This window comes from Frankia casuarinae, from assembly GCF_000013345.1.
Classification (GTDB): Bacteria; Actinomycetota; Actinomycetes; order Frankiales; family Frankiaceae; genus Frankia; species Frankia casuarinae.
In genome coordinates this window covers 1,302,971-1,329,549 of sequence record NC_007777.1, presented here as the reverse complement: position 1 = coordinate 1,329,549, position 26,579 = coordinate 1,302,971, and the positions used below count along the sequence as shown (strand labels likewise).

Below are 26,579 nucleotides of genomic sequence, written 5' to 3'. Positions count from 1 at the left end.
ATGACAGGCTCCTTCTAGATACAGAGGTGCATCCAGATACAAGAGCCTATCAGAGTGCCGGGCTCGTCTCCAGCTGGGAGGCGGGCCGGGTCAGGCGGACCGCGCCGAGCACGGCCGCCTGGTAAGGGGTGAGCGTGGCTCCGGGTTCCGACAGGGCGAACGCCGCCCACCGCGGCTCCCGCCCGCAGCCGTACAACATGCCGAGCGACGCCAGGACCGAGCGCCGTTCCGCCTGCCGCCGACCGGATGCCAGCAGATGCGCCGGCCGTCCGGCGTGCGCCAGCGTCTGCCGCACCGGGCTCAACAGGACAGGATGCGCGCTCACCTCCACAAACACCTCATGGCCGGTGTCACCGAGCCGCTCGACCGCGGCGGCGAAACGGACCGGCTCGCGCAGGTTACGCATCCAGTACTGTGAGGCGAGGCTCGTTCCTGGCACGGGCTCGCCGGTCACGGTCGAGTACATCACGATCCTCGTAGGTCCCGGTGCCAGCGACCGTAACGCCAGATCAAGATCCGCACGCAGGTCATCGACGTAGTGGCTGTGCGAGGCGACGGTTCCCGTAATCACGCGGCAGTAGACGTCGCGCCGGGTGAGATCATCGACGAGCCTGGCGAGTGACGCCGCGTCGCCGGCCAGCACCGTCGACCGGGGGCTGTTCTCGCCGGCGACGCTGATGCGCCCGGCGCTGGCATCCGCGACGGCATGCGCCTGGGCGGGGGACAGCTCCGTGGTGGCCAACGCCCCCCTACCGGAGATCCGGCGCAGCAGCGCACTGCGCCGGCAGGCGATCATTATCGCATCTCGGAGGCCCAGCGCGCCTGCGGTATGCGCGGCCGCGATCTCCCCCCATGCTGTGGCCGACCACGGCATCCGGCACGATCCCCCAACTGCGCCACAAAGCCGTCAGGGCGATCTGCAACGACACCATGGTCGGCTGCAGCACGTCGATCTCGTCCATCCGGGACGCTGGCGGGTCCAAACCGAGCTGCTCGACCACCGAGAATTCGGCGAAACGCCGAACCTCCTGATCACAGCGAAGGAGCGCCTCCCGGAACGCCGGCTCAGCGGCCAGCAGCTCGCGGCCCATTCCGTACCACTGGGCGCCCTGCCCGGCGAAGACGAACACCAGGCCGGGCCGGCGTGCCGTCACATCGGGAGGAATGCGGTCGGTTTCTCCCGCGAGGGCGGCGGCCAGTTGTTCAGCGAGATCAGCGTACGAATCGACAACGAAGGTCAGGCGGTGCCCCGCTCCGGCGGTACGCACCACGGCGTCATGCCAGTACCAGGCCAGCGCCGGCAGGCCCGCCCGCGCACGCACTCGGTCAAGGTGCGTGCGCAGGAGTTCCGCCAGTCCGTCCTCGGTGTCTGCCGCGACAGCGAACAATCGTGTGTCCACGTCTCCCCCATCAGGCCGCACGTCGCCCGCTCCTGGTCCGGGCACCGATCGAGGTCACCGGCGGACGGCTACCTGGTGACGGTAGCTCTCCATCGGCAGGCCGCTCACCCAGGGCACGATCCCGATCCTGCTCAGCAGCCTGATCACGGCGGGCGGCTGATATCCCGCGAACATGCCGCCGAACATCAGGATCTGGCTGTGTGCCGCGATCCTGCGCGCCATCGGGTTCATCCGCTGCCGCGCGAGCGTGGCGTGGAAATGGCTGTCGGACGCCATCCGGCGGCCGATCGCCGCGCGAACCCGGTCGGAGATGTCGTGGTCGGTGACCCAGGTCAGGCCGTCGATCTCCGCGGTCATCCGGCGCATCGCCGCGTAACGCTGACGCGTGAAGACGTCAATGTGGGTGAGGATGCCGCCGGGGCTGAGCACACGTTCCACCTCCCGGAGGAATCTGCCGAGATCAGGATAGTTGTGCGAGCTCTCTATGTTGACGAGTATGTTCACGGAGCCGTCAACGAAAGGCAGTTTCTCGGCGTCGCCGTGCACGAACTCCAGTACGTCCGCACGCGCGAGGGTCGCCGAAGCCCTGGCGATGGCTCGCGGCGACAGGTCCAGGCCGGTCATCCGTGCGCCACGGGCGATACGGGAAAGGAAGTTCAGGCCTTCCCCGGTGCCGCAGCCGACTTCCAGCACCGTGCGACCGTCGTAGTCGTCCAGACCGATCGGCAGGTCCCGCAGAGCCAGGAAGTACAATTGCTCGCTGAAGCCGTCCGTGCCGAACTCACCGAACCCTGGCAACCGAGCCCGGATCTCGTCGACGATCTCAGGGTCATACATCCCCCAGTTCCACAGGTCCCCCTTCGCCGAGAGGGTGGCGGCCATGTCATAGATTGTCGAGCTGGCCGTTTTCATTCTTTCCGCAGCCTTCTCACCACCGCGAGCCGTGTCAGGCTCAGCAAGATTGATGTCGGCCAGGCCGCTGGTGAAGGCGGTCATGATCTCGGCAGTGTTCACTGCGCTCTCCGCGGGTCTCCGGCCTGCTCGGAAAGGGAGGGCTGGGGGCTGTTGGTGTCACCGCGCACCAGACCGACGCCGTCGTACGCCTCGGCCGGGTCGGTGCCCATGCGCACCAGTTGGTTGTCGCCGTTCACGAACACGACGTTGGGCTGGTAAGAGCGGGCGTCCTCCTCGGCCATCAACGCATAGCCGACGATGATCACCAGATCGCCTGGACTGATCAGGTGAGCGGCGGCGCCGTTGATGCCGATGGTCCCGCTGTCCGCCTCACCTTCGATGACGTACGTGCTGAGCCGCGCACCGTTGGTGATGTCCAGCACGTCGACCTTTTCTCCCGGCCACAGGCCGGCGGCCGCCATCAGGGTGGCGTCGATGGTGATCGAACCAACATAGTGAAGATCGGCCTGTCGCACGACGGCACGATGGATTTTGGATTTGAGCATCTCGCGGTAGATCATTACACTCACCAGGTCACCGGCAGCTCTCGCACACCGTAGATGATCATTTCGGAGCGGGTACGGATCTCGCTGGTCGGCACCGCCACGTGAAGGTTCGGCAGGCGGCGCGCCAACGATTCGAACGCGATGCGCAGCTCCAATCGGGATAGCTGCTGTCCGACGCACTGGTGGATGCCGTGCCCGAAGGCCAGGTGCGGCACGGGCTCGCGCGTGATGTCGAGGCGGTCGGGAGCGTCGCACAGTGCGGGGTCCCGATTGGCCGCGGCGAGGGAGAGCGACACCGCGTCACCCGCGGTCAGCTGGTGGCCGTCGAACTCCAGATCGGCGGAGACCGCACGGATCGAGCCGGCGTGCACGATCGTCAGGTAGCGAAGCAGTTCCTCGACAGCACCGGGCGCCAGGCCCGGGTCCGCGGCCAGCGCCGCATACTGCTCGGGATGTTCCAGCAGCGCGAACGTTCCCATCGCGATCATGTTGGTGCTGGTGTCGTGCCCGGCGACCAGCAGCACACTGCCGATCGTCATCAGCTCCTCGTCGCTGAGCTCACCCCGGGCCACCAGCGTGCCCAGCAGGTCGTCCGCCGATGCGACCCGCTTGGCCTGGATGAGACCCATCAGCAGTCCACCGATGTTCTGCCAGCCGCTGATGGCCTCCTCCGCGCTGGAGTGAACGGTGAACAACGCTGCGATAGCCGCGCCGAACACCTCACGCTGCTCGACGGGCACTCCCAGCAGTTCGCAAATCACCAGCGCGGACACCGGTTCGGCGAACGCCGACACCAGGTCGGCCGGACCGCCACCGGCGATCATCGCGTCCAGGTGCTGGTCGACGATCTCGATCACCCGCGGCTCCAGGGACCTGGTCCGACGCGTCGAGAACCACTCGACGATATGCCGCCGGTAGCGGGTGTGCTCCGGAGGATCCATCGCGGTGAACATGCCCGGCGCCGGCTCGGTGCGTTCGCCTGCCATCGGCAGCGGGATGGGCGATCGCAGAAGGTCGCCACGCGAGCTCATGCGGAGGTCTGAGTGGGCGTTCTGCACGCTTTCGTCGGGCCTCAGCTTGAGTTGATCTCTGGGGTGGCCGGTGGGTCGGGCTGGGGCAGGACGAACAGGCCGGGATCGGGCTCGGTGAGAACACCCCGCTCTACCAGCCGTTTCAGCCGGGCCCGCATGCTCTCGACATGCCGGGGCTCGGTGCCGCCACCCAGCGCCCGGCACACGTCCTTGGCGTGCAGCCCGTTCCCGCCCCGGGTGAACACGGCCAGCACCTCCCGATACCCCGGCGGCAGCGGCTCGGCCGGTGCGGCGTCGTTCTCGGCGGCCAGGTCCAGCACCGTCTCCCGGGTGATCTCCAACCGTTCCAGGGCACGTTCAGCGGCGGCGAGCTGCCCGGTGAGCCGGGCGATCTCCTCCCGCAGCTCCTCGACGGCCCGCCCGGCGCGGGCCCGCCGAGCCTCGATCTGTTCCAGCACCTCCCGCACCGGCACTCCGCTCGTCATTCCCGACACTCCCGCCGGTCAGACCGGCGGGTCACGCCAGGTCGGGGTGGCCGCCCCGGTCAGCCGGCGGGCCATCACCTCCACCATCGACCAGTGGATCATCGCTACCGCGCTGGCCGGTTTCGCCTCGTAGTCCCGGGCCAGCCGCCGGTGCAGCATCAACGTGCCCAGGGTCTGCTCGACCCGCCACCGTTTCGGGAGCGGGGTGAACCCCCGCGCTCCCGGCTCGCGTCCGACGACCTCGACATCGATGCCCAGACCGGCGCCGTGCTCGACGACGGTGGTCTTGAACCCGGCGTCCACCCACGCCTTGCGCACCGGCGGGGCGGCGGCGGCGACCCGGTCCAGCAGGGCGGTGCCGATGGTGTTGTCGTGCACGCTGGCTGCGACCACGACCACGGCGATGAGCAGTCCCAACGTGTCGACGGCGATCCCGCGTTTACGGCCCGGGCTTTTCTTTCCCGGGTCCAGGCCGGTCGTGCCCTTCGGGGCGTTGGTGGAGGACCGGACGGTCTGGGAGTCCAGCACGACCGCGCTCGGGTCGGCTTTCCTGCGGTGGTGCTCACGGACCAGCCAGCGCAGCAGGTCGTGGATCGTCTCGGTGGTGCCGTCGTCGCGCCACTGGCCGAAGTAGTAGTACACCGCGGACGTCGGGGGCAGGTCGTGGGGCAGGTAGCGCCACTGGCAGCCGGTCCGGGCCTGGTAGAGGACCGCGTTCACGATCTCCCGCATGTCGTAGCCGCCCTCGTGCCCGCTGGCCGAGGGGTGCCGGGCCTTCCACGCGGTGAGGACCGGGCGGATCAGGTCCCACGCCTCATCGGACAGGTCACTGGGGTACGGCTTGCGTTCTGCCATGTCTTCCAGCAGAACGCGCCAGCCGGCGAACGCAAGACGATCAACTCCGCACCCCAGAGATCAACTCAAGCTGAGACCCGGCGAAAGCGTGCAGAACGCCCACTGACGTCTGCGTGGTCTGGAGTGCGGCGTGTCTGTGGGCGCATTGTCCCGTGCCGCGGCCGTGGTGGTGGGAGCCGGGGCCGTGTCGCGTGCGGGGATCTGGGAACGGTTGGCGGCGATACCGGATCATCGGTCCGCCCGAGGGCTGGTCTATCCGCTTCCGGTGCTGGCAGCGGTCTGGTTGTGCGCGGTGACCGCGGCCGGGCATGACCGGGTCGCGGCGGTGACCGAGTGGCTGGCGGCGACGAGCTGGACGGAACGAGTCCGGTTACGGCTGCCGTGGAATCCGTGGGACGGGCACCTGCTGCCGGACGAGGCCACGATCCGCCGGTTCCTCAACACCGTCGATGACCAGGCGCTCGCCACCGCGTTGCTTGATCCGCCGCTGGCCGACACCCCGGCTGACCTCACCGATGCGGTCCCGTCCGCCCCGGTTCGTCCGCCTGCCGGGGACCAGGCGGTGCCAGTGCGGGCGTATGCGGTGGACGGGAAGACCAGCCGAGGCGCGAAACGCGCGGACGGGAGCCAGGTCCACCTGCTCGGGGTCGCCGCCCACGGCGCCGGGGCGCTCCTCGGCCAGCGGGAGATCGACGCGAAAAGCAACGAGACCACCGAGTTCCGTGCGCTGCTGGCACCCCTGGAGCTGGCCGGGGCGTTCGTGTCGTTCGATGCCCTGCACACGGTGCGGTCCAACCTCGACTGGCTCGTCGTCCGGAAGAACGCCCACTACCTGGCGGTCGCGAAACACAACCAGCCGAAGCTACGGGCGTTCCTGGCCGCGTTGCCGTGGACGGAGATCCCGACCGCGGACCTCACCCGCGACCGGGGTCATGGCCGGGAGGAGACCCGCACCCTGAAGGTCGCCACCGTCACCCACCTCGACTTCCCACACGCGGCCCAGGCCATCCGGATCAGACGCTGGCGCCGGCAGAAAGGCCAGCCAGCCAGCCACGAGACGATCTACGCGATCACTGATGCGACCGCGGACCAGGCCAGCCCCGCGCTGCTGGCCGATCTCGCCCGCGGCCAGTGGCACATCGAGGTCAAACAGCACTACGTCCGCGACGTGACCTTCGGGGAGGACTCCAGCACCAGCCGGACCGGCCGCGGTCCCGCCGTCCTCGCGCTGTTCCGGGCCACCGTCGCCGATACCCTGCGTCGCGCCGGTCATCGCAGCGTTCCCGCCTGCCGCCGCGCCCACAAGACCGCCACCGCCGCCCTCGACCTTCACGGCTTCCCCTGACAACCCGGACAGACCACCGCCACCGACGATCTACCGACAGAACCGATCAGAACGCGAGCGTGCCGGAGCCCTGGGACTTGCCGATTAATAAGGTCCGTTCTTGATGTTGTGGATCAGGGTGGTGAGGTCCTGGACGGTGGGCGCGGTGATCGGCGCGGGTTGGATCCGCCGGTCGAGGCCGTCCAGGACTGGGGTCATCTCGTGGATCGCGTCGCCGACGGCTCCGCGGGGTGAGCCCAGCAGACGGGTGAGGGCCTGCTGCTGGGTGGTCCACCGGTGGTGGATCACGGTGACCAGCAGCCGGTCGGACAGCGACAGGGGCCCGCGTCGCAGGACCCGGTGACGGGCGCGCTTGGGGTGCAGGCTGATGGGCGGGTGGTCGAGGATGTACTGCTCGACGGAGGCGAGCAGGGTGGCGTACTCGCCGCCGTTCATCCCGGTGATCGTCGGATGGTGTAGCCAGTCCGGGGCCCGGTCGTCGGGCTGGCCGGTCTCGACGTACCGGGACGCCGGCGTCGAGACGGCGCGGGGTGGCGCCGGGGCGAGGGTGTAGTTCCACGGGCCGTGCCAGTCGTGGGCGGTCAGTGGTAGGGCGTCCATGACCTCGTCGGGCACGGTCAGCCCGGTCGGGTAGGAGCCGGGGTCGAGTTCGGCGTGGACGCTCAGCCCGGTGCGAGTCGTCGTCGCGCCGATCGTGTTGACCACGACCTCGTGGCTGGTCAACGGCCGGCCACGCCAGTTCGTACTGATCCGGGAGAACAACCGGTGCTCGATCTTGTTCCATTTCGACGTGCCCGGCGGGAAGTGGCACACGGTGATCTGCAGGCCGGTCGTGCGGGCGAGGTCGGCGAGTTCCTTCTTCCAGGCACGTACCCGGTAGCCGTTGGCCCCGCCGACGTCCGCGGTGATCAGCAGCCGGGTCGCGGTCGGGTAGCGGTGACGGCCTTCCCCGTCCCACCAGCGACGCAGGGTCGCGACCGCGAACGCGGCGGTGTCCCCGTCGCAGCCGACCGACACCCAGCCGGTGTCGGCGGCCAGATCGTAGACCCCGTAGGGCACTGCCTTCTGCGCGCCCTTCTCGGGAAAGTCATGGGCGCGGACCCGCACCGGCTGCCCCTTACGGTGCCACTCCCGTCCGGCGACGGCGTAGTCACCGAGGACTTCCTTTTTCTTCGTGTCCACACTGACGACCGGCTGCCCGCCCGCGGTGAACTCCTTGACCCGTTCGTTGATATAGCGAAACTGGTCGTCCCGGTCAGGGTGACGTGCGCCCTCGGTCGTGCGTGAGGTGCCCTGCAGGCTGAACCCCTCCGCCCGCAGCAGCCCACCGACCGTATCCGCGCCGACCGGATGCCCACGTGCGGTGAGCTGCTCGGCGAGCCGGCGGGTGGACTTCACCGTCCACCGCAACGGCGACTCCGGAGCCCCCCGCTGGTCGGGCTCGACCAGCGCCAGCAGCGCCGCCACCAGCTCCGGATCCTTCTCCCGCAACGCCTTACGACCCCCACCCGGCGCGCGCACCCGGCCCGTCGAGGCTGCGCCCGCCCCCAGCTCGGCGACACCACGCGAGACCGTGTCCACCGATACCCCGGCCGCCCGGGCCACCAGACGGATCCCGCCATGCCCGAACGCCCGCGCGTCCGCACCCAGCACCAGCCGGCGCTGCCGCTCATCCAGATGCGGCAACAGCACCGCGAACTTCTCCGCGAGCACCACCTCGTTGATCCGCTCCACACGCCGGAGCGTCCCACGATCTCCCGCGTAGATCAAAGACCGGAGTTATTTTCCGGCGACTCCCAGGGGGTGGGGGTGGCCTGCCAGGGCTGTCGGGGGGAGGCCGTGAAAGTCGAGTGCGGACGCGCTCGCCTACGCCCGCCAGCTCGCCGACGCGACCGACCGGTTCCCCGACACCCGCTGGGCACAGGCCCGGCCGCCGGGACGCGGGCCTGGCCTGCCCTGGCAACCAGGCCAGACGACGCATGGCGGTGCACCTGTCCGAACGCCGCCTGCGTCCTGTCGCCGACGCGACAGCCGGGTGACCCGCTATTCGATCACCGCCGCTGCCGGCACCTGTTCACCGACGCGGGCTTTTCCGGCACCCTCGTCGGGTGGGCGAAAGACGTCCTCGCCACCACGGTCGAGGTCGTGAAGAAGAAACCCGGCCAGAAGACCTTCGAGGCACTCCCGCGACGGTGGGTCGTCGAGCGCACGTTCGCCTGGACGACCGCCCACCGTCGACTCGCGCGCGACTACGAACGCCGCACCGCGCATTCGGAGTCCTTCTTCCGCTGGGCACTGATCCGCACGATGGCCCGCCGCATCGTACGAGGGACACCCGTACCCCGCTGGCGACCTGGATCCACCCCCGACCCCCAATAGATCAAGATTCCAAACAGGCTCTGAGCTTGTCGTTTAACCGCCGGGTGTCACGCTGCGCGATACCTGCTGGTGTTGTGGGGCGGGTCGGCGTGTCCTCGTGACATGGGACGACCTTCGGAAGATCGTGCTCTCGCCAAAGAAGCCGGATCAAGCCGAAGGTCGTGATGGGCAGTGTGCAGGACGAACCAGGACGCGTCGAGGCTCTGGGACGGCTGTGTCGCTTCCGGCTGGAGTTCTACGACTGCCTGACCCGCCGAGCGGACGCGCTGTTCGAAACGGCGGAGGCGGTGCTGTGCACCGACGGCCCGGTCCGGACGCTGGTCGACCTGACACTGGCCCCGGAGCACCGTCGCGGCCATGGAGCCTTGTACGACGGGCTGAACAGCGGCCGATTAGAGATCGCCCGGCTGCGACGTGCGCTCGCGGACCTTCCGCTGCCCGCGGCCGCTGACGGACGACTCGTGCTGGCCGTCGATGTCAGCCCATGGCTGCGCTCGGACGCCTCGACCAGCGCGGAGCGGCTGTTCTGCCATGTTCATGGTCGCGCGAAGAACCAGTCCCAGCTGATTCCTGGCTGGCCGTACTCGTTCGTCGCGGCCCTCGAGTCCGGCCGGACGTCGTGGACCGCGCTCTTGGACGCAGTTCGCCTCGGCCCCACCGACGACGCCACAGCGGTGACCGCCGACCAGCTCCGGGCGGTCGTGGGCCGGCTGATCGCCGCCGGGCACTGGCACGACGGAGACCCGAACATCCTGATCGTGATGGACGCCGGGTACGACGTGACCCGGCTGGCGTTCGTCCTGGCCGACCTGCCTGTCGAGGTGCTCGGCCGGATCCGTTCCGACCGTGTCCTGCGCCTGGCCAAACCACCGAGACAGCCGGGTACCAACGGCCGTCCGCCCAAGCACGGCCCCGAGTTCGCCCTCGACAGGCCCGCGACTTGGCCCGAACTGCAGCACACCACGACCACCAACACCAGCCGCTACGGCACCGCCACCGCGACCAGCTGGAACCGGCTACACCCCCGGCTCACCCACCGCACCTGCTGGCTCGACCACCCCGGAGACCTACCGATCATCGAAGGGACCCTCATCCGCCTGCAGGTCGACCACCTCCCCGGCGACCGCGACCCCAGGCCCGTCTGGCTGTGGTCCTCCGCGGTTGACGCCACCGCCACCGACATCGACCGCGCCTGGCAGGCGTTCCTGCGCAGGTTCGACCTGGAACACACCTTCCGACTGTTCAAACAGACCCTCGGCTGGACCCGCCCGAAGATCCGAACCCCGCAGGCCGCGGACCGCTGGACCTGGCTGATCATCACCGTCCACACCCAGCTCCGCCTCGCCCGACCCCTGGCCCGCGACCTACGCCGCCCCTGGGAGAAACCCGCCCCACCAGGACGACTCACGCCCGCCCGAGTCCGACGAGGATTCCGGAACATCCGCGCGATCATGCCCCTCCCCGCCAGCGCACCGAAACCCACCAAGGCTGGCCCCGGCCGCCCTCCCGGCTCACGCAACCGCAGACCCGCACCCCACCACGACGTCGGAAAAACCATCCGACGGGACCTCACCATGACCGCCCACCAACACCGCACAGGTTAAAAATCAAGCTGAGACGAGCGGGCCGCTGGAGGAGTCGATCTGCCGAAAAGGATTTTCACCATCTACCGAGGTAAGTATTCGGAAGTCGTGTGAGGGCATGGTTGTGGGCGGCGTGACTGTGGGTCACGCCGCGCCGGGTGGTGGTCAGCCGGGTGGCTGTTTCCACGTGGCGAGGTCGTCGGGGCTGGCCAGCCAGGGCAGGAACCGGTCGAGGTCGGTTCCCTGTGGGGGTTTGCCGCCGGCTCGGCCGCAGGCGTCGAGGTAGGCGGTCAGGTAGGTCAGCGTGTTCAGTCCGTGCTTCTCGGCGGTGCCCAGGACGGTCCAGACGGCGGCGGCGAGGGCCGCGGCGTCGTCGGTGCGGGAGCCGTAGGCGTTCTTGCGGGTCACGACCGGGCGGCGCGGGGCGCGCTCCGCGGCGTTGTTGTCAAGATCTACCATGGGGTAGTCGCGGTGCGCGACGACCCCGTCCCACTCGCGTTCGAGGGTGGCGAGGGCGTCCTTCGCCGCGGGCTGTAGCCCTGGGGAGGCCTGCTGCTCGCGGCGGGCGGTGTCGATCGCCTCGATCGCGCCGTCCCAGGCGGTGTAGGCCTCGGCCAGCCGGGTGTCGGCGTCGGGGCCGGGGGTGTCGCGCGCTCGCGCCCACGCCGTGGCCAGTTCCCGGTGGGCTGTGTAGAGCGCGCGGAACCGGTCGAGCCAGGCCTTCTCCCAGTACTCCAGCTGGACCGGGTTCGACAGCCTCGCCCGCGGGAAGTAGCGGCGAAGGTGGGCGACGCGGTAGAGGTTGACGAGGCCGGCGCGGCGGCGGCCGACGGAGACGTAGACCGCGTAGAAGTCGGAGGACAATACCCGCTCGCCGCCGCCGGGGGCGGTGAGCGTGCCGTCCGCCTGCTCGGTGAGGCCGAGGTGGCCGGTGAGCACCGAACTGGCCCGGGTCTGGTCGATCACGAAGCACACCGTGTCCTCGCCGAGGGAGACCCACAGCCACCAGCGCTGCGGCTTCCCGCCGCCGTTCGGGGTGAACACCTTCCAGCTCGTCTCGTCGGCGTGCAGGTGCCACGATGCCTGGGACCGTTGGCGGATCGCCTCGACCAGCGGGGCGAGCAGCACGCCGGCCTGGGCGCACGCACCCACCAGGGTCGGGGCCGCCAGCACCGCGCCGTGCCGGGCCAGGCCCGCCACCAGCGAGTTCAGGGACCGGCCCGCGCCGTAGCGCTCGACGAGCAGCAGCGCGAGCGACCGGTTCGTCCACAGCCCCTTGCCGAGTGCCCGCGGTTCGCCCGGCGCCATGACCGTCGCCGGGCCGTAGCAGGCGCAGGCCCGCCGGTAGCGGCGTCGTCGGGTCGTCCGCCGTACGACCCGCACGACCCACTCGAGCCGCCAGGAGACGTCCTCGCCGTTGGCGGTGAACGGCGCCCCGCAGCACGGGCACGCGTAGCCGCGCTCGGGGAAGTCCCACGTGCCGCCGTCGTCGTCGGGCAGGCCGGAGTAGTTCCGCCGGCCGGCCCGCGCGCCCGGTCCCCGCCGGGGCCGCCCGCCCGCCGACCCGCCGACCCGCGGCCCTGGCCAGCGCCGCCGTCACCGGCGGCATCGCCTTCCTGACCAGGGCCGCCGTCACCAGCCGCGCCGCCGCCGTGGGAGGCGCGGTCGCACGGCCCGTCCGGCGGCGCGCCGGGCGCGGCCCGCTCGGAGGACTCGCCGAACAGAAGATGCTGGAGCAGCGCCACCTGGGCCCGCGACTCGGCGAGCTCCGCCAAGGCCACGGCCAGCGCGCGGCGCTGCTGGGCGACCTCGACCAGCAGCGCCGACAGCCACAGCCACGCGGCCACCGCGACGTCCGGCACGGGCACCCGCCCGCCGGCCGCGTCCGGACCCCGCACAGCCTCGAGGGCCGTGCCCGTTACCCTGGAAACCAGCGCCTCCGTGCGCGACGCGGCCCTTCCCCGAGTTCCCGGCCAAAGGTTTTCGGGGGGAGGGCCGCGGCCTTTTTCCGACGCTGTCCACCCTGTCGACCCGGGCCAACCAGCCACCCACCACAAGATCCCCGGTCGCACACGGCCGTGCGCGGCGACGCCAACCAGCGACCCAGCACACCAGCCCGGCACACTCTGCCATCAGCAGCCGGGACCCCGGCCACCACGCGGACCCCAACCCGCCGTCACGCACAGCGACCCCCGCTGTCAGGCGCCGGCCACCGTCAAACCAGCAACCCCCACGATTTGCGAATACTTACAGCCTGTCGACGCTGCGAGCTCGATAGCCCCAAACCTCACCGGGTTCCATAACGAGATCATCCCGGACCGCCTTGAGAACGCGGCACCGGCACACTCCCAGGTCAGCTCTGACCACGAGGCCTGCCTCTCGGCGGCCGGCACCTGGCTTGGCCCGATGTCGGTAGGGCCTCCGCTCCCCGCCTTTGAAGTGCCAGATCCGCAGCTTCGAAGCAAATTTCCGACGTTCCAGCCAATCGACCCATATCGTCCTATATTTTGATGAATCACAGAAGCGCAGATCACCGGCTTCCCGATTTGTTATCGTTCTCGCCTCTATGACCCTGGGGGGGCGCGATGTCCGCGGCAACGGATCATTGGCTGCTGAAGGCAGTATCGGATTTTGGTCGGGCGTGTGGCACCAAACTCTCCGGAGGTGGCAGCCCGGAAGCCTCGATACGAAGCCCGCTGGAAGGGCTCCTGGCGGCAGTTGGCAGACATCACAAGCTGTCCGAACTTACCTGGCATGACGAAGTGAGGCTTCCCGAACTCGGAGTGCGGCCCGACTACGCAGTCCGGCTGAGTGGCCTGGTCACCGGATACATAGAAATCAAGAAGCCCGGCCTGTCCGTAGACCCTCAGAATTTTACCGGGCACAACAAGGAGCAATGGGAACGGCTGCGAGACCTTCCAAATCTACTTTACACCAACGGCACCGAATGGCGGCTTTTTCGGGACGGGATCCAGATAGGAGAGACCATTCACTTCACCGGAACTCTCCGGACAAGCAGGGAGCGGCTTCGGCCACCGGATCCGGCCGCCTTCGACGCACTGATCACGACGTTCCTCGTCTGGAGCCCGCCACCAATCCAGAACGTTGGCAGGCTCGTGCAGAACATCGCACCGTTGTGCCGCCTCCTCCGCGCTGCCGTCCTGGAGCAGCTCACCGCCGAAGCGAAGTCGGACGCACCGGAGAACGACGGCCACGCACGTCCCTTCACCGGCCTCCAGAACGACTGGCGGACGCTACTCTTCCCCGAGGCAGACAGCCGGACCTTCGCCGACGGATACGCCCAGACGGTAACCTTCGCGCTGCTGCTCGCACAAACGGAGGGAATTCCTCTCCTGCAGGTCGGATTTCATGATATCGGCCGGAAGCTGAACGCCGGCCACGCACTTATCGGCAGCGCGCTGCGACTGCTCACCGACAATATAAACGAGCGTTTTTCGGTGACGCTCGATCTACTGACCCGCACCATCTCCAGTGTCGATTGGCCTGCCATCCGGAACGGCAACCGGGATGCCTACCTACATCTCTACGAAAACTTCCTGACCAGGTATGACGCACAGCTACGACAGCAGAGCGGTTCGTACTACACGCCGCGAGAGGTCGTGGAGCACATGGTCCGGTTGGCAGAGGATGTGCTGCGCACCCGGCTCGGCAAGGACCATGGTTACGCCGATCCGGACGTTCGCATCGTCGACCCGGCGATGGGAACCGGCACTTTCCTTCACGCGATCATCGAGAGAGTCGCAGAAACTGCCTCCGAAGGAGGGGGCGAAGGCATGGAAATCGACGCGGTCGCGCAGCTCGCGGAACGACTGTATGGCTTCGAGCTGCAGATAGGTCCCTACGCGGTCGCCGAACTCCGAACCTCAGACCTGTTAAGAGCGGAGGAGATCCCAGCGCCGCGAGAGGGACTCAATCTCTTCCTAACAGACACGCTTGATTCGCCGTTCAGTGATACGCAGAAAGCACTCTTCGGCTATCGGGAACTGGCGGCTTCCCGACAGCGAGCCGATCAGGTAAAGGGCAATGTTCCCGTGACTGTTGTCATCGGCAACCCCCCCTATGACGACAAGGCGAAGAAACGCGGAAAATGGGCAGAGAAAAAAATTCCAGGAGAGAATAGGACTCCGCTCGACGCTTTCCGTCACCCCGGCAACGGCCGGTACGAACACGTACTGAAGAACATGTACATCTACTTTTGGCGCTGGGCGACTTGGAAGGTCTTCGATGCCCACGAGGCCGACCAACATGGATTGGTCTGTTTCATCACGCCATCGGGCTTTTCCACTGGCCCTGGCGGCCGTGGCCTGCGCGACTATCTCCGTCGCACCTGTCACGAAGGATGGGTTATCAACCTCTCTCCCGAGGGACAGCGCGCGGATGTTGCCACCCGCGTCTTTCCAGCAGTCGCGCAGCCATTGGGTATCTATATCTTCGTACGCCGCGCGGGGAGCTCTCCGGACGGCTCGACCCGGATCCACTACCGCTCGATCTCGGGCCGACGCGAGGAGAAGTTCAGACAGCTGGCCCATGTGGAGATTGACGACGGCGGCTGGAGGGATACGCATCGCGAGCGATCTCGTCCGTTCACGCCGACTACGCAATCGGCGTGGGAGGACTTTCCAGAGATTTCCGATATATATCCGTGGGGAAGTCCTGGAGTAAAGGCAAACCGCTCCTGGGTGGCTGCTCCCAGCGCGGAGATCCTGCGTCGCAGGTGGGCGCGTTTGGTCCGCGAGGACGACCCGGACGCGAAAGAGGAGCTTTTCAAGGAGACTCGGGACCGCACGCTGCTACGTGCGGTGTCGCCGCTCCCCGGATACTCTGGACCTCGAGTGCCTATCGGGCGGGAGAGTAGCCTGACCCCACCTGTGATCCGGGTCGGGTTCCGCAGCTTCGATCGACAGTGGCTGATTGCCGACCCCCGTGTGCTGGATTTCGCCCGACCAGACCTGTGGGCCTCACTTCACGACGACCAGATCTTCCTCAACCAACAGTCCTCGCATGAGATCGAAAGCGGACCGGCGGTTGTGGCGACCGCATTACTTCCAGACACCCACCATTTTAATGGGCGGGGTGGAAGAATTCTGCCGCTACTGCAACCGGATGGCTCAGCCAACGTTCCAGGCGGACTGCTATCCTATCTTGCCAGCGCATTCGGACTGGAGAAGGTTACCGTCTTGGATCTGGCTGCTTATACAGTCGCAGTCGCGGGGCACTCGGCCTTCACCGAGCAGTTCGCGGAAGAACTGCTCACGCCCGGCGTTCGACTTCCTGTCACACGGAACCTCGAGAGCTGGCGAAAGGCGTTGTCGATCGGAGCCGAGATCCTGTGGGCTTCGACCTACGGCGAAAGGTGTGCAGATCCGGATGCTGGTCGTCCCACCCGCGACGTCAGGTTCAAGAGCGGGGATCCACGTCAGGTCCGATACTTGACCAATATCCGGAAACAGATCCCAGAGAATTTTCACCACGACCCAACAACAAACACTCTACATGTTGGCGCAGGGTCTTTTGGGAACGTTCCAGAGGAGGTATTGACCTTCAACGTCGGCGCGATGCCAGTAGTTAGGAAATGGTTTGGATATCGCAAGTTTTCCCCCAACAGCAAGAAGACGAGCCCGCTCGACGATATTCACGTCGACAGCTGGCCCCGTGAGTGGGCCGCAGAACTCGTCGAGCTCCTGTCGGCCCTACGCCGCCTCGTGGATCTGGCACCGGCGCAGCGCGATCTTTTGGCCGAGGTTCTGGCGGGTCCCATGGTGACCCAGCAGGATCTCGCGGTTGCGGGAGTGCTCCCTGTGCGTCCCGCCGCACGGAAGCCGCGGTATGAAAACCCGGTCGGGCTGTTCGTGGACGGAGACGCCTGACCGACGCTGACGGGCGGAACTGCGACGAGGCGAGGTCCGGTTCAGGACAGGACAAGCCGGACCGCCTGGTCGCGCGAGATCGTGCCCTGTGCAAGCTGGCGCAGGGCACGCGGCGCCTGCTGCCAGGTCCGCCTGGATCCGGCGGCGGCCTCCAAGACGTCCGCGAACGACACGACCGCGGCGAGGCGGGCCTCGGCTTCCTCCTGCCGGGCGCGATGGAAGATAGCCGCGCCGAGCATGGTCACCGACAGCGCCCCACCGGTGTCCGTGATCAGCTTCAGCCATCTCAGCGTGGGCACCTCGGCGGCCAAGACCTGGGCGGCCAAGCCACGTGCCTCGACCGACGCCAGCTCGCCATCCGGCGATGGCAGGTCCGCGACCATGAGTTCAGCCAGTATTCGATGCTGTGATTCCGTGAGCTCGATGTGCGGGATCGACATGGGACCATACCTAGCACATGCGGCGGAAAACGTAAAACCGACATCCCCCGAAAGGGTCAGGGAATCATGTAACCTTAATATAATGCACGCAATCATTCGATCTACATCTGCAACATAACCGTCTTCCATGGAGAACGAGAAGGCCATTCTTGATAGTTTTGATATTTGTTGACTAGTACTCTAACCGCGCGATGGGAACACCAAGCGTCTGCCATCCGAGGTCGCCATGGTGGCGCCTTCTACTCAACGTAGCCAATCAAGTGGGGCCATATTTCGATTCCTTGAAATTCAGGTGTCGCACGGTCACACCAGCCAATCCCCTTATCCGATCTGCCTGGCGTTCGTGTTGCCGACGTAGCCGGCCCGGCGGATCTTCGCGCGGGTGGGTTCGATGGACACGGTCGGGCCGTTGACCTGCAGGTTTAGGCTCGCACTAGTGCCGGTTGGGTGCACTCATCAATGTCTACGGAGATCGATACATGCCGTGACCTGCGGCTTGACTACCCATCAGGGCGGTCCGCAACCGGCGAGGCCGATGGCTGCAGTACATCGACCTGCGGCATTGGGTTCGAGTCTTGTTGGGTCGGCACCCAACCATTCTTGATCATAAAGTTCACGCCTCGTCCACCAGCGGGTGTTGCGCGAGTTGTACCGCTCGGCCGCCGTATCACCGGCGTCGTCGCGCCGGGCGCGCTTCCCTCACGGCGATCTCGGAGAGCGAGGAGGATCAGCCCGGGGCGAGGCGCACTGTCCGCTAGCCGACAGTAGTTACTGTCACTCGAACAAAAAGCTAGTCTCGCAGTGTGATTGAGGATCCTTGGGAGCCGCCGGCCGTCCTACTCGCGGTCGACCTCGTGATTCTGACGCTTCGCGGGACGCGCCTACAGGTCCTGCTGGTCGAGCGCGGGATCGAGCCGCACCGGGGTGCGCTCGCGCTCCCAGGCGGCTTCCTCGCACACGCCGAGGAGGGCATCGGCGCGGCGGCGCGGCGGGAGCTTGCCGAGGAGGCGGGCTTGGAGGGCGAGGGCCTGTACCTAGAGCAGCTCGGGGTCTATGGCAAACCCGGGCGGGACCCACGGGGTCGAGTCGTCTCGGTGGCCTACCTCGCTGTCGCACCGCGGCTTCCGGAGCCGGTCGCGGGAACGGACGCCGCGGCTGCATGCTGGCAGCCGACGGAATGCGTGCTATCGGGTGACCTGGCCCTTGGCTTCGACCACCGTCGGATCATCGCGGACGGTGTCGAGCGTGCCCGAACAAAACTCGAACACTCAGCGCTTGCGACCGCATTCTGCGGCCCCGTTTTCACCATCAGCGAGCTACAGGCGGTCTACGAAACCGTCTGGGGAATGCGGCTAGACCCCAGGAACTTCTATCGAAAGGTTCAGAAGGTGGACGGATTCATCGTCCCGACCGGCGGAGAGCAGCGGACGACTGTCGGACGACCCGCCCGCCTGTTCAGAGCCGGGCCGAGCGCCGTTCTGTCGCCGCCGATTACCCGGCCCGTCGACACGGCGAGCGCCGACAGTGCCCCTGTCCAAGAAGGGGAGAAATAATCATGGGAAAAACACACCCGATCGTCGTTTTGACCGCCCTTGACCTGGAGTATCAGGCGGTTCGCGAACATCTGGCGGATGCACGACTGCACCGCCATCCGCAGGGAACCCGCTTCGAGGTAGGCCGGCTGGCCCGCGGCCGGTGCCGGGTGGCGCTTGCACATGTCGGCGTGGGAAACCAGTCGGCCGCGGTACTCGCTGAACGAGCCATAGCCGAGTTCACGCCGGCGGCGCTGCTCTTTGTCGGCGTCGCAGGCGCGCTTCATCGCCATATCGCACTGGGCGACGTCGTGGTGGCCACCCATGTGTACGCCTTCCACGGCGCCACCAACGATGACGAAGGGCTCTGGGGGCGACCACGCACCTGGCCGCTGTCGCACCGGGCCGACCAGATCGCCCGCCACCTCTATCGGACGAGGTCGTGGGCACGACCGTCGGTCGAAGCCGAGTCTCTGCCACAGGTGCACTTCGGGCCGATCGCGGCAGGGGAGGTGGTGCTGAACTCCACCGTGTCCGCTCTGGCCCGCTTGCTGCACGAACGTTACAACGACGCGCTCGCCATCGAGATGGAGGGCGCGGGAGCCAGCCAGGCCGGGTTGCTGAACGACTCGCTGCCAGTGGTTGTAGTCCGCGGCATCAGTGACCACGCCGATGGCACCAAGGAATTGACCGACCGCCAGCTGTGGCAGCAGCGCGCTGTGGCAAACGCCGCTGCGTTCGCCGCAGCGCTGGCCGAGGAACTGTCAACGGACATCGGACGGGTCGATGCCGCGGAACCCAGGATCGGGAGGACACCCATCATGCAGACACCGCACCAGAACATCCGCATCATCGCTTCGGAAGGCGCGCAGGTCGGTGCGCAGACCGGAGTCGTGCACGGTGACGTGCATATCGGCGTCGCCGGTGAGCGCGCTCGGGTCGACCTGCCGACAGCACTCCTCCGCTTCCGCGCTCGTCTGGACGATGCACGCACGGCCGGCGATGTCGATGCTGAGACTTATGCCGCCGCCGAGGCTGAGCTCCGCGAGGCCGACAAAGCACTCCAGGCGGATTCACCCGCTACTCGCGGCGCCCTGCTGATGGCGCTGAAGAAGGTCCGCGGATTGGTCGGCGACGTCGCCGACCTCGCCGCGAAGATCGGCATGGTGATCATGCTCGCTCAAGGCGTGTCGTGATCGACGACTGGCGCCCTTCGCCTGGCTCGGGCGCTCAGCCCAAGCCAGGTTCGTTCTCCAATGAGGCCAGTGGTTCCGCTCACGTCGACATGCAGGCCGGCGTGGTCCACGGCGACGTCTACCTCTACACGATGTCTCCCGATGCCGGGCCGGCCGAGAGGTTCGAATCCGGAGTTCATCACCTGGATGGCGGGATGGCCGATCAGGCCCGAGAACTAATGCGCGAGGCAGTGGTCAGTCCCGGGAGATCCAAGCGGATGCTCTTTCACTGGGTGCTGGCCTTGGTAAGCGGGCGATCGCGGGACGAGCTGTCGAACGAGGAATTCAGGTGGCTACGCGAGCTGCATGCAGAGTCACCCGAGCCGGATCCTGACCACTGGGCGCAGGGACTACGCGTGGTGATCCTTCTACTGGATGCGGTTTGGGAAGCTAACATCAGTGTCACGGTTCCACTCAAGGAACTCGACAACCTCCCTGACCCGCAGCAAGCCATGATCCTGCGTCATCTGGAACAGTTTATCGAGGGACCCCTCGAAGACGAGATGTGGGATCGTGCACTCACCCAGGCCCGCAATAATCAGATGGCCGACGGTCGCCGCGAACGGGTTTGGAAATTTTTCACACCCGTGCCGATCGGACCGCGGGCACGGAAGCCTCACCCGCCCGACCTTCCCAAAGGAACCCGGTTACGCGGCAAGGCCTCGGCGGTGTTCCTCGCAGCCTGGACCGCCTACGTAGCTGTGCGCCTGACATCGGCCGGCCGGATATTGGAACCGCTCGGATGCATCTTCGTTTTTGCCGTCGGCCTCGTTACACTTCGACGTGGCTTGGGGTGGCGCCTGGAATACCTCCAGGTCAGCCCAGATGCGGTACAGCATTCCGGCGGCTTCGCGAGCGAGGTCCGCCACGATCTCGACTTCTATGTCGCCAAGTACCACCCCAATGGTGTCACCGCAGATGACTGGATGCGGCAGACCGAGGGGACGCGGCACAGCATCAGCAAAGAGATCATCGGTCTCTACCGGGAGTCCAGAGTCGACGCCGGCCGGGTGAAGTGGCTACTGCGCCACGAGGCAGGCGAGATCAGGAAACTGTGGAAGCGCCAGGCCAGTCTCTCCTACACCCGGGAGCAGCGAGCGGTGCCGGGACTCAGCGCCTCCGGGCAGGGTGGGATGGCGATACTCGGAGGCGGAATCCTGTGGATACTTGCCGCAGCCTTCGCAGCCGACGTTCTCCTCGCCGTCGAAACCGCGTTCGTCGTCGCTGTGGGAAGCACCGTCCATGTCCGCGCCCGACTGGACATGGAGCGTGAGCCGCGGCGATATGAGGCCGAGCGCGAGCAGTACGAACAGGTACTGGCGGCACGGGCGGCAGGGTTCGAGCGGCAGAGGGCCAAGCTCGCAGACAAGCCGGGCGACCAGGAAATGGCACGCTGGCTGGACTGCGATCGCAAACTACTGCTCGACCGTGCACTACGCCACTATCGGCTGGCGGCGAGCGAGGTCATCGCTCATGCCTTCCTCGAGAAACAGGCGGAATCCAGCCAGCGTGCCCGGATCCGCCTCGGTCCATGGCGGTATCAAAAATATGAGATCTCAGTATTCCTCCTGACAGCCGACGGGGTTCGGAACTTCCTTTCGGTTCTGGACTTCGAAACGGGCACCTTCACCGACCAGGGGCGACTGAACTACCGCTTCGATGCGATCGCATCCTTTCATCTCGACCGTAGCGCCGGCAACGTACAGAAGTTCCAGCTCGCCCTGATGAACGGCCAAAAAATCCAGATGAAAACGACGGAAGCCGCACCCGATGAATTAACGGAGGACGAAACTGCGGCATCGGTGGCCAACCGCACCCAGGACGCCGGCGGCCTCCAACACACGATCCATATTCTCGAAGGAGTAGCCGCTGACGGCAAAAATTGGATCCGCCGCATCGAGTCCGCTTGCTATTCTCGGAATTCGCACATCATGCAAAATTCATCAGGCCGATGACTGGCAGTTACGGCGCTCCGTGCCATGGAAATCGAGGATGGGTCTCCTCCATCCACTCGCGGAAGCGACGGACCCGCTCCTGATGGTTCGCTTTTCGGGGCTTCGTGGCGTCTGTGCACGGGCTTGACTCAGGAGCACCACACTTTGGGCACGCGACGAGCCTGGCCCGCTCGACGGTCACCGGATCAGAGGAGGACCCGCCTGCGCGCTGGCGCCACTCGTCACGCTGCCGTTCGTACTCGGCCAGGGCCACTCGATACCGACCCTCGTGGATGAGGGACACACGCGGTGCGGGTGGGATGTACGACGCAGGTGGCTTCCACTCCGGATCGTGCCCGATCTTGGCGATGATCCGCGAGATCGGACCGTCATAGTCACTTCCGACGGCAGTCACGGTGCCTTCGAAGGGTCCAGGACCATGGATCTTGGGACTGAGCCAGTTCTCGGGCAGGAGTACAAGGTCCCCCGGCACGAGGGGCTCAGCACCGTCCCACAGATAGGCATAGTTGCCCACCTTGACCTTCATCGCCACGACGGCCCTCCTCGTCTGGCTCTGCCGCTCCTCGGATCTAGGTGTCGCGCCGGTACGGTACCGACAGTGCGTGGGTATTCGCGCGCGTTTCGTAGCATTACCGACGGGAAGCAAGACATCCGAAGCACGGACCGGAACTCGATCAACCAACGAGCCGCCTTGCAGCCGTGATCGCAACCGAGTCGGGTTCGGGATTCGCCGAGTGCCGCGCGACCGGAGCGATCAACCTCTATCAGTCGTCTTGGCATTCGCGTTGCCGGCGTAGCCGGCTCGACGGATCTTCGCGTGGGCCGGTTCGACAGACACGGTCGGGCCGTTGACCTGCAGGTTTAGGTTCGCATTAGTGCTGGTTGGGTGCACATCGCAGCACTGACCAGGCATGCAACGTAGTAATTGCAGTCTGATCCGTCAAGCTCAGCGGTGACCGAGATGGTAACGTTTTGTCATAGTGGAGATCATTTCTGGGGTCGATCCCGTCTGGTGGCTCCTGCTCGACGGATGGGACCAGAGCCTGCAGACCGTCGGGCGCAGCGTCGAGACCCGGACCGCGTAGCGCAAGGCCGGCGTGGCGTTCGTCAACTGGCTCGCGGCACTGCCGCCGGCGCCTGCCGGCTGGACACCGCCGCGGACTGGCGTCGAGCGGCGCGCGGCCCGGCGCGCGGCCGCGGACGCCGGCGCCGAGCAGATGCCGACATACCGGCCGGGCGCGGCAGACGAGATCAGCCGGCAGCACGTCGAACAGTTCCTGATCTCCTTCGCGACCGAGCGGACACCGCGATGCCCGGACGGACGATCCGGCTCGACGGTGAATCAGGCGTTCCGCTCGCTCCAGCAGTTTTTTTGTGGCTGCTCGCCGAGGAGGAGCTCGACGCCTCGCCGATGGAGCGCATGGAGCCCCCCAAGATCGGCGAGCGGGTGAAACCGCTGCTCGTACTCGACCAGCTGTCCGCCCTCGTCGCCGTGTGCAAGGGCAAGGATTTCACCAGTCGACGTGACGAGGCGCTCGTGCGCGTCTTCGCGGACTCGGGCGGCCGTAGAAGCGAGGTCGCCGGCCTGACCGTCGCCGACGTCGACCTCGGCCGCAAGCGCCTGCTCGTCACCGGCAAGGGCGACCGACAGCGACACATCGCCATCGGCGCTCAGACCGCGCTCAGCCTGAACCGGTACCTGCGGCGCGGCCACCACCGACATGCCACTCTGCCCGCGCTGTGGCTGGCCGGCCGAGGCACCGCGATGACACCGTCGGGCGTCTACCAGGTGGTACGGCGCCGCGGCCGCGAGGCCGGCATCGACGTCCACCCCCACCTGTTCCGCCACGCGCTCGCCGACGCCTGGCTCTTTGCCGGCGGCGGAGAGCAGACCCTCGCCGACCACATGGGGTGGAGCACCACGCAGATGGTCCGCCGCTACGGCGCCGCCGGCCGGTCGCGGCGCGCTCAGAACGAGCACGAGCGCCTCGGCCTCGGTGATGCCTGCCGGCTGATCAGCCCCCGTCGCGTCAGCTAGCCGGCGGGTCCAGAGGGTGCCGATGCCCGGCGATCCATGCGAGGACTTCGTCCTCTTTCGACGAGCGGTAGTTCACGCCGACACCAGCGGAAACGCCTCACCTCACGACTCGTCCTCCTGCCCTCTGAGGTCCTGCGGGACCGGGAGCGTCAGCTTCCGTACGCCGGCCTGGGTCAGCGAGTAGAAGAAGGGCCCCTTCTCCTCGACCAGCGGCTCGATCTTGCCCCAGTGCTGGACGACCATGCGCAGCATGTCCCACCGGGACATGCTGCCGCTCTTGGTCAAGAAGAGGCCCTTCACCTCGCTGGCCAGGAAGATCTGCTTCTCGACGGCGCGACACCGGATCATGTTGTCGCGCGTGATCAGCAGCAGGCCTTCCTCGCCGACGTAGGGCAGCCAGCGAACGTCCTTCGTCCCCAGCGTGATCGGGCAACGTCTGTGGCCGGGATGGATGACGTCGGTTCGCACCGCGGCGAGCGCCTTACCCAGGGGCAGGGTGTTCTCGTTGACGAAGAAGCGCGCCTGGAGATCGGCGGCGGCGTTCATGCTCAGGCTGCGGTCTCTTCCTGCTCGCGGAGACGCGCTTCATAGCGGACCGCGGCCTCAACATCAGCATCGGGGAGCTCGTAGACCTCGGCGATCCCTGCGATCGAGTCGCCCGCAGCCCACAGCTCGTACAGGTTCGCGGTGCGGGTGTTTCGTACGACGGGCGCGCCGAAGCCGAGCAGCGGGTCGAGTACCACCTGCCGGCCGGTGGGGTCCGGGTATAGCCGCAGAGCCTCACCTCCCTTGCCGTCGCCGGGAGCGAACTCGACCTTGGCAAAGAAGTCCTGCGCCTTCGGCGCGAGCACGAGCTGGCCGTCGTGGACGCGGACCATCTCCAGCGAGGTCGCCAGGCCGACTTCCTCCTGAACCGCCATGACCACGTCGCGGCCGAAGACGTACGGGTGCATGTGCGCAAGCGGGTACGGCACGCCGAAGCGTTCCCGTAGCCGCTGGACGACGAGCCGCATCCTCTGTAGCGAAACACCGCGAACGCGGTACTCATGCAGGTAGCCGGCCTCGACAAACTCGCCCCACGTGACCAGATCGCGGCCGGTGTGCTCGGGACGGATCACCGGCTCGTAGTGGGTCTGTCCACGGGTGTAGCCGTCGATCCACGACCGGAGCCGGGCAGGCTTCACCGCGAGCAGGTGAGCGGCCTCGCTCATCGAGTAGATCTCACGTTCCAACACCGTGACAGTCACATCGACATCATGGCTTCCTCCGGTCGCATGTACCCCGCTTCGACGCGCCAACGGGGTAGCTCATATCGGACATTTGCTCACGCAGCGCGTCCGAGCGTCATTTCTCACCCCTCCACCCGGGGCGGTTCCGATCCAGCCACGCCTCCACGTCGGCCCGATGCCAGAGTCGTAGCCGGGGATGATCCAAGATCGGGTCGGGGAAGCCCTTCGCGTTCGCGATGCGGCTGGCGTACTCGCGCGAGACTCGCTCGCCACTTCGGGAACCGCGTCCGAGGAGATCGCGGAGCTGATCGATGTCTACGGCGTCTTCCAGGTCCCCGATAGTGACGATCTCGTCACGTGGTCGGCGGGACACCCCGCGGACGCTAGGCGCGGGCTCCTGCATGCGCGGGATGGACTGTCCACCTGCCCTGTAGGAGGCCATGGCGCACTACGGTGCCCCGCTGATCATCACAGCCCGTCGGCGTGCTGGCCGGCGGGCCGGATGACACGCCGGATGACCAGGCCGAACCAGCCGACGGCGTGCCCGAACGATCAGAAGTCATCCCTCGACCGAGATCACGACAGGGACGGAACACAGGCTAGTTCACAAAGAATCTTGTCCTAAAAATCTTGACAAGTTCCGGACGGCCATGGGTCCTCACCGACGGCTCCGGGTCGCCCCTTCAAGGATCTTGGTGATGTCCTCGACGGAATCGTGGACACCGGACGCGATGCTCATCACGAGGTCGTAGGCCTCGTCGTTGGTCAGCGTCAGGCGACGGCCGTTGACACCGTAGAAGGCGATCAGACCGGCAAGGGCGAGCCGCTTGTTCCCGTCGACGAGGGCATGGTTGCGAGCCAGTGAATGCAGGAGCGCGGCGGCCTTGCCGTCAAGAGAGGGATAGGCGTCCCGGCCGAACACCGTCGCCCGCGGGCGCGCGAGAGCGGATTCGAGCAGGCCGTGGTCCCTGACCACCGGATCGGAACCGATGGCCCGCTCGGCGATGTACAGCAGTTCGCGAAGCGTCAGGTAGATCATTCGCCGAGCCAGCGGAGCGCCTCGGCGTACCGCGGCAGCTCCTCGTCCAGCACCTGATCCAGCAGTTCCGCCCGGCTGTGTGCCTCGATGTACTCCCGGATCGCCTCCCGGGCGATCTCCTGCATCGACCGCTGTTCCAACTCCGAACGCAGACGCAAAGCCTCTGCCTCGTCATCCGTCAAGCGCAGTGTCATCGCCACCACCCGACGGTATCACCGCTGATACCGCCGCCGGGACTCGCGCCATGGTCGCGACGCCCGGTTCCTATCCGATCTTCTTGGCGTTCGCATCGCCGTGTAGCCGGACCGCCGGATCTTCGCGTGGACGGGCTCGACGGAAACGGTCGGGCCGTTGACCTGCAGGTTTAGGTTCGCATTAGTGCTGGTTGGGTGCACTCACCGACGCCAACGAAGATCGACATATGCCATAACCTGCGGCTTGACTACCCAATGGGGCGGTCTGCAACCAGCGAGGCCGATGGCTGCAGTACATCGACCTGCGACTGTGGGTTCGAGTCTTGTTGGGTCGACCCCAGCCGCGCTTGATCATAAGGTCCATGCCTCGCCCACCAGCGAGTGTTGCGCGAGTTGCACCGCTCGGCCGCCGCATCACCGGCGTCGTCGCGCCGGGCGCACCCTTCCCCTCACGGCAGACTCGGAGATCCAGGAGGATCAGCCCGGGGCGA

At 66.8% G+C, this 26,579-nt stretch carries 21 protein-coding genes and 1 pseudogene; 8 read left to right on the top strand and 14 right to left on the bottom strand.

Annotated elements, in window-relative coordinates:
* Positions 1–49: 49 nt before the first annotated feature.
* The 7 genes from FRANCCI3_RS23215 to FRANCCI3_RS05540 all read right to left on the bottom strand — a co-directional run bounded on the left by FRANCCI3_RS23215 (position 50) and on the right by FRANCCI3_RS05540 (position 5,231).
* Positions 50–796, bottom strand: coding sequence for an acyltransferase domain-containing protein (locus tag FRANCCI3_RS23215; RefSeq protein WP_011435563.1), 747 nt, complete (start codon positions 794–796; stop codon positions 50–52).
* A complete protein-coding gene (locus FRANCCI3_RS28525; protein ID WP_049760847.1) occupies positions 750–1,400 on the bottom strand; it encodes an acyltransferase domain-containing protein in 651 nt (216 codons plus the stop codon). The genes FRANCCI3_RS23215 and FRANCCI3_RS28525 overlap by 47 nt, the downstream gene beginning before the upstream one ends.
* Before the next feature lie 54 nt (positions 1,401–1,454).
* Positions 1,455–2,414, bottom strand: coding sequence for a class I SAM-dependent methyltransferase (locus FRANCCI3_RS05560; protein ID WP_011435561.1), 960 nt, complete (start codon positions 2,412–2,414; stop codon positions 1,455–1,457).
* The gene (gene panD / locus FRANCCI3_RS05555; protein WP_011435560.1) at positions 2,411–2,875 is read right to left on the bottom strand and encodes an aspartate 1-decarboxylase; all 465 of its coding nucleotides are present in this window, start codon (positions 2,873–2,875) and stop codon (positions 2,411–2,413) included. The genes FRANCCI3_RS05560 and panD overlap by 4 nt, the downstream gene beginning before the upstream one ends.
* A 5-nt stretch (positions 2,876–2,880) precedes the next feature.
* On the bottom strand, positions 2,881–3,846 hold the full coding sequence (locus FRANCCI3_RS05550; protein WP_201783450.1) for a cytochrome P450: 966 nt from the start codon (positions 3,844–3,846) through the stop codon (positions 2,881–2,883).
* An 86-nt stretch (positions 3,847–3,932) separates the two neighbouring features.
* On the bottom strand, positions 3,933–4,376 hold the full coding sequence (locus tag FRANCCI3_RS05545) for a hypothetical protein (RefSeq protein ID WP_011435558.1): 444 nt from the start codon (positions 4,374–4,376) through the stop codon (positions 3,933–3,935).
* A gap of 18 nt (positions 4,377–4,394) precedes the next feature.
* Positions 4,395–5,231 carry an IS5 family transposase gene (locus FRANCCI3_RS05540; RefSeq protein WP_011435557.1) on the bottom strand — a complete coding sequence of 279 codons (837 nt, stop codon included), beginning with the start codon at positions 5,229–5,231 and terminating at the stop codon, positions 4,395–4,397.
* A gap of 130 nt (positions 5,232–5,361) precedes the next feature.
* On the opposite strand from FRANCCI3_RS05540, the gene FRANCCI3_RS05535 reads away from it, so the two are divergent.
* Positions 5,362–6,576 (top strand): ISAs1 family transposase, encoded by a 1,215-nt coding sequence (locus tag FRANCCI3_RS05535; protein WP_011435556.1) that lies wholly within the window; start codon positions 5,362–5,364, stop codon positions 6,574–6,576.
* An 84-nt stretch (positions 6,577–6,660) separates the two neighbouring features.
* Here FRANCCI3_RS05535 and FRANCCI3_RS05530 read toward each other — a convergent pair whose 3' ends face one another.
* Complete coding sequence (locus FRANCCI3_RS05530) at positions 6,661–8,310, bottom strand: ISAzo13-like element ISFsp13 family transposase (protein WP_011435555.1); 1,650 nt, start codon at positions 8,308–8,310, stop codon at positions 6,661–6,663.
* A 303-nt stretch (positions 8,311–8,613) separates the two neighbouring features.
* Here FRANCCI3_RS05530 and FRANCCI3_RS26715 point away from each other — a divergent pair.
* Together FRANCCI3_RS26715 and FRANCCI3_RS05520 are read left to right on the top strand one after the other, a co-directional pair.
* Positions 8,614–8,955, top strand: a pseudogene (locus FRANCCI3_RS26715) (transposase); the annotation flags it as partial.
* Positions 8,956–9,119: 164 nt separating this feature from the next.
* A complete protein-coding gene (locus FRANCCI3_RS05520) occupies positions 9,120–10,559 on the top strand; it encodes an NF041680 family putative transposase (RefSeq protein WP_011435553.1) in 1,440 nt (479 codons plus the stop codon).
* 144 nt (positions 10,560–10,703) lie between these two features.
* Here the strand turns inward: FRANCCI3_RS05520 and FRANCCI3_RS05515 are convergent, their stop codons facing one another.
* Entirely contained in the window at positions 10,704–12,038 is a 1,335-nt protein-coding gene (locus FRANCCI3_RS05515; RefSeq protein ID WP_134351940.1) for an IS66 family transposase, read from the bottom strand.
* Positions 12,039–13,123: 1,085 nt separating this feature from the next.
* Here FRANCCI3_RS05515 and FRANCCI3_RS05510 point away from each other — a divergent pair.
* Complete coding sequence (locus FRANCCI3_RS05510) at positions 13,124–16,426, top strand: type ISP restriction/modification enzyme (RefSeq protein ID WP_011435550.1); 3,303 nt, start codon at positions 13,124–13,126, stop codon at positions 16,424–16,426.
* A gap of 41 nt (positions 16,427–16,467) precedes the next feature.
* On the opposite strand, the gene FRANCCI3_RS05505 is transcribed toward FRANCCI3_RS05510, so the two are convergent.
* Positions 16,468–16,866: a hypothetical protein gene (locus FRANCCI3_RS05505; RefSeq protein WP_011435549.1), complete on the bottom strand. Its 399-nt coding sequence runs from the start codon at positions 16,864–16,866 to the stop codon at positions 16,468–16,470.
* An 803-nt stretch (positions 16,867–17,669) separates the two neighbouring features.
* Here FRANCCI3_RS05505 and FRANCCI3_RS05500 point away from each other — a divergent pair.
* The 4 genes from FRANCCI3_RS05500 (at position 17,670) to FRANCCI3_RS05480 (ending at position 23,626) form a co-directional block, all read left to right on the top strand.
* Positions 17,670–18,419 (top strand): NUDIX hydrolase, encoded by a 750-nt coding sequence (locus FRANCCI3_RS05500; RefSeq protein WP_011435548.1) that lies wholly within the window; start codon positions 17,670–17,672, stop codon positions 18,417–18,419.
* Positions 18,420–18,421: 2 nt separating this feature from the next.
* A complete protein-coding gene (locus FRANCCI3_RS05495; protein WP_011435547.1) occupies positions 18,422–19,594 on the top strand; it encodes a 5'-methylthioadenosine/S-adenosylhomocysteine nucleosidase in 1,173 nt (390 codons plus the stop codon).
* A complete protein-coding gene (locus FRANCCI3_RS05490; RefSeq protein WP_011435546.1) occupies positions 19,591–21,588 on the top strand; it encodes a hypothetical protein in 1,998 nt (665 codons plus the stop codon). The genes FRANCCI3_RS05495 and FRANCCI3_RS05490 overlap by 4 nt, the downstream gene beginning before the upstream one ends.
* Before the next feature lie 1,309 nt (positions 21,589–22,897).
* Positions 22,898–23,626 carry a tyrosine-type recombinase/integrase gene (locus FRANCCI3_RS05480; protein ID WP_011435544.1) on the top strand — a complete coding sequence of 243 codons (729 nt, stop codon included), beginning with the start codon at positions 22,898–22,900 and terminating at the stop codon, positions 23,624–23,626.
* Between the two features lie 102 nt (positions 23,627–23,728).
* Here FRANCCI3_RS05480 and FRANCCI3_RS05475 read toward each other — a convergent pair whose 3' ends face one another.
* From FRANCCI3_RS05475 to FRANCCI3_RS05455, 4 genes are all read right to left on the bottom strand, one after another.
* Entirely contained in the window at positions 23,729–24,172 is a 444-nt protein-coding gene (locus FRANCCI3_RS05475) for a hypothetical protein (RefSeq protein WP_011435543.1), read from the bottom strand.
* 2 nt (positions 24,173–24,174) lie between these two features.
* On the bottom strand, positions 24,175–24,873 hold the full coding sequence (locus FRANCCI3_RS05470; protein WP_023841598.1) for a DUF433 domain-containing protein: 699 nt from the start codon (positions 24,871–24,873) through the stop codon (positions 24,175–24,177).
* A 640-nt stretch (positions 24,874–25,513) separates the two neighbouring features.
* A complete protein-coding gene (locus tag FRANCCI3_RS05460; RefSeq protein WP_011435540.1) occupies positions 25,514–25,894 on the bottom strand; it encodes a type II toxin-antitoxin system death-on-curing family toxin in 381 nt (126 codons plus the stop codon).
* Positions 25,891–26,088 (bottom strand): ribbon-helix-helix protein, CopG family, encoded by a 198-nt coding sequence (locus FRANCCI3_RS05455; RefSeq protein WP_011435539.1) that lies wholly within the window; start codon positions 26,086–26,088, stop codon positions 25,891–25,893. Before FRANCCI3_RS05455 ends, FRANCCI3_RS05460 begins: the two co-directional genes overlap by 4 nt.
* Positions 26,089–26,579: the final 491 nt, after the last annotated feature.

What these genes read in the sequence shown, in the direction of transcription:
- FRANCCI3_RS23215 (WP_011435563.1), bottom strand. Translation starts at nt 796, where the DNA reads ATGATCGCCTGCCGGCGCAGTGCGCTGCTGCGCCGGATCTCCGGTAGG.
- panD (WP_011435560.1), bottom strand. Translation starts at nt 2,875, where the DNA reads ATGATCTACCGCGAGATGCTCAAATCCAAAATCCATCGTGCCGTCGTG.
- FRANCCI3_RS05550 (WP_201783450.1), bottom strand. Translation starts at nt 3,846, where the DNA reads ATGGCAGGCGAACGCACCGAGCCGGCGCCGGGCATGTTCACCGCGATG.
- FRANCCI3_RS05545 (WP_011435558.1), bottom strand. Translation starts at nt 4,376, where the DNA reads ATGACGAGCGGAGTGCCGGTGCGGGAGGTGCTGGAACAGATCGAGGCT.
- FRANCCI3_RS05540 (WP_011435557.1), bottom strand. Translation starts at nt 5,231, where the DNA reads ATGGCAGAACGCAAGCCGTACCCCAGTGACCTGTCCGATGAGGCGTGG.
- FRANCCI3_RS05520 (WP_011435553.1), top strand. Translation starts at nt 9,120, where the DNA reads ATGGGCAGTGTGCAGGACGAACCAGGACGCGTCGAGGCTCTGGGACGG.
- FRANCCI3_RS05510 (WP_011435550.1), top strand. Translation starts at nt 13,124, where the DNA reads ATGTCCGCGGCAACGGATCATTGGCTGCTGAAGGCAGTATCGGATTTT.
- FRANCCI3_RS05505 (WP_011435549.1), bottom strand. Translation starts at nt 16,866, where the DNA reads ATGTCGATCCCGCACATCGAGCTCACGGAATCACAGCATCGAATACTG.
- FRANCCI3_RS05495 (WP_011435547.1), top strand. Translation starts at nt 18,422, where the DNA reads ATGGGAAAAACACACCCGATCGTCGTTTTGACCGCCCTTGACCTGGAG.
- FRANCCI3_RS05480 (WP_011435544.1), top strand. Translation starts at nt 22,898, where the DNA reads ATGCCCGGACGGACGATCCGGCTCGACGGTGAATCAGGCGTTCCGCTC.
- FRANCCI3_RS05475 (WP_011435543.1), bottom strand. Translation starts at nt 24,172, where the DNA reads ATGAACGCCGCCGCCGATCTCCAGGCGCGCTTCTTCGTCAACGAGAAC.
- FRANCCI3_RS05460 (WP_011435540.1), bottom strand. Translation starts at nt 25,894, where the DNA reads ATGATCTACCTGACGCTTCGCGAACTGCTGTACATCGCCGAGCGGGCC.
- FRANCCI3_RS05455 (WP_011435539.1), bottom strand. Translation starts at nt 26,088, where the DNA reads ATGACACTGCGCTTGACGGATGACGAGGCAGAGGCTTTGCGTCTGCGT.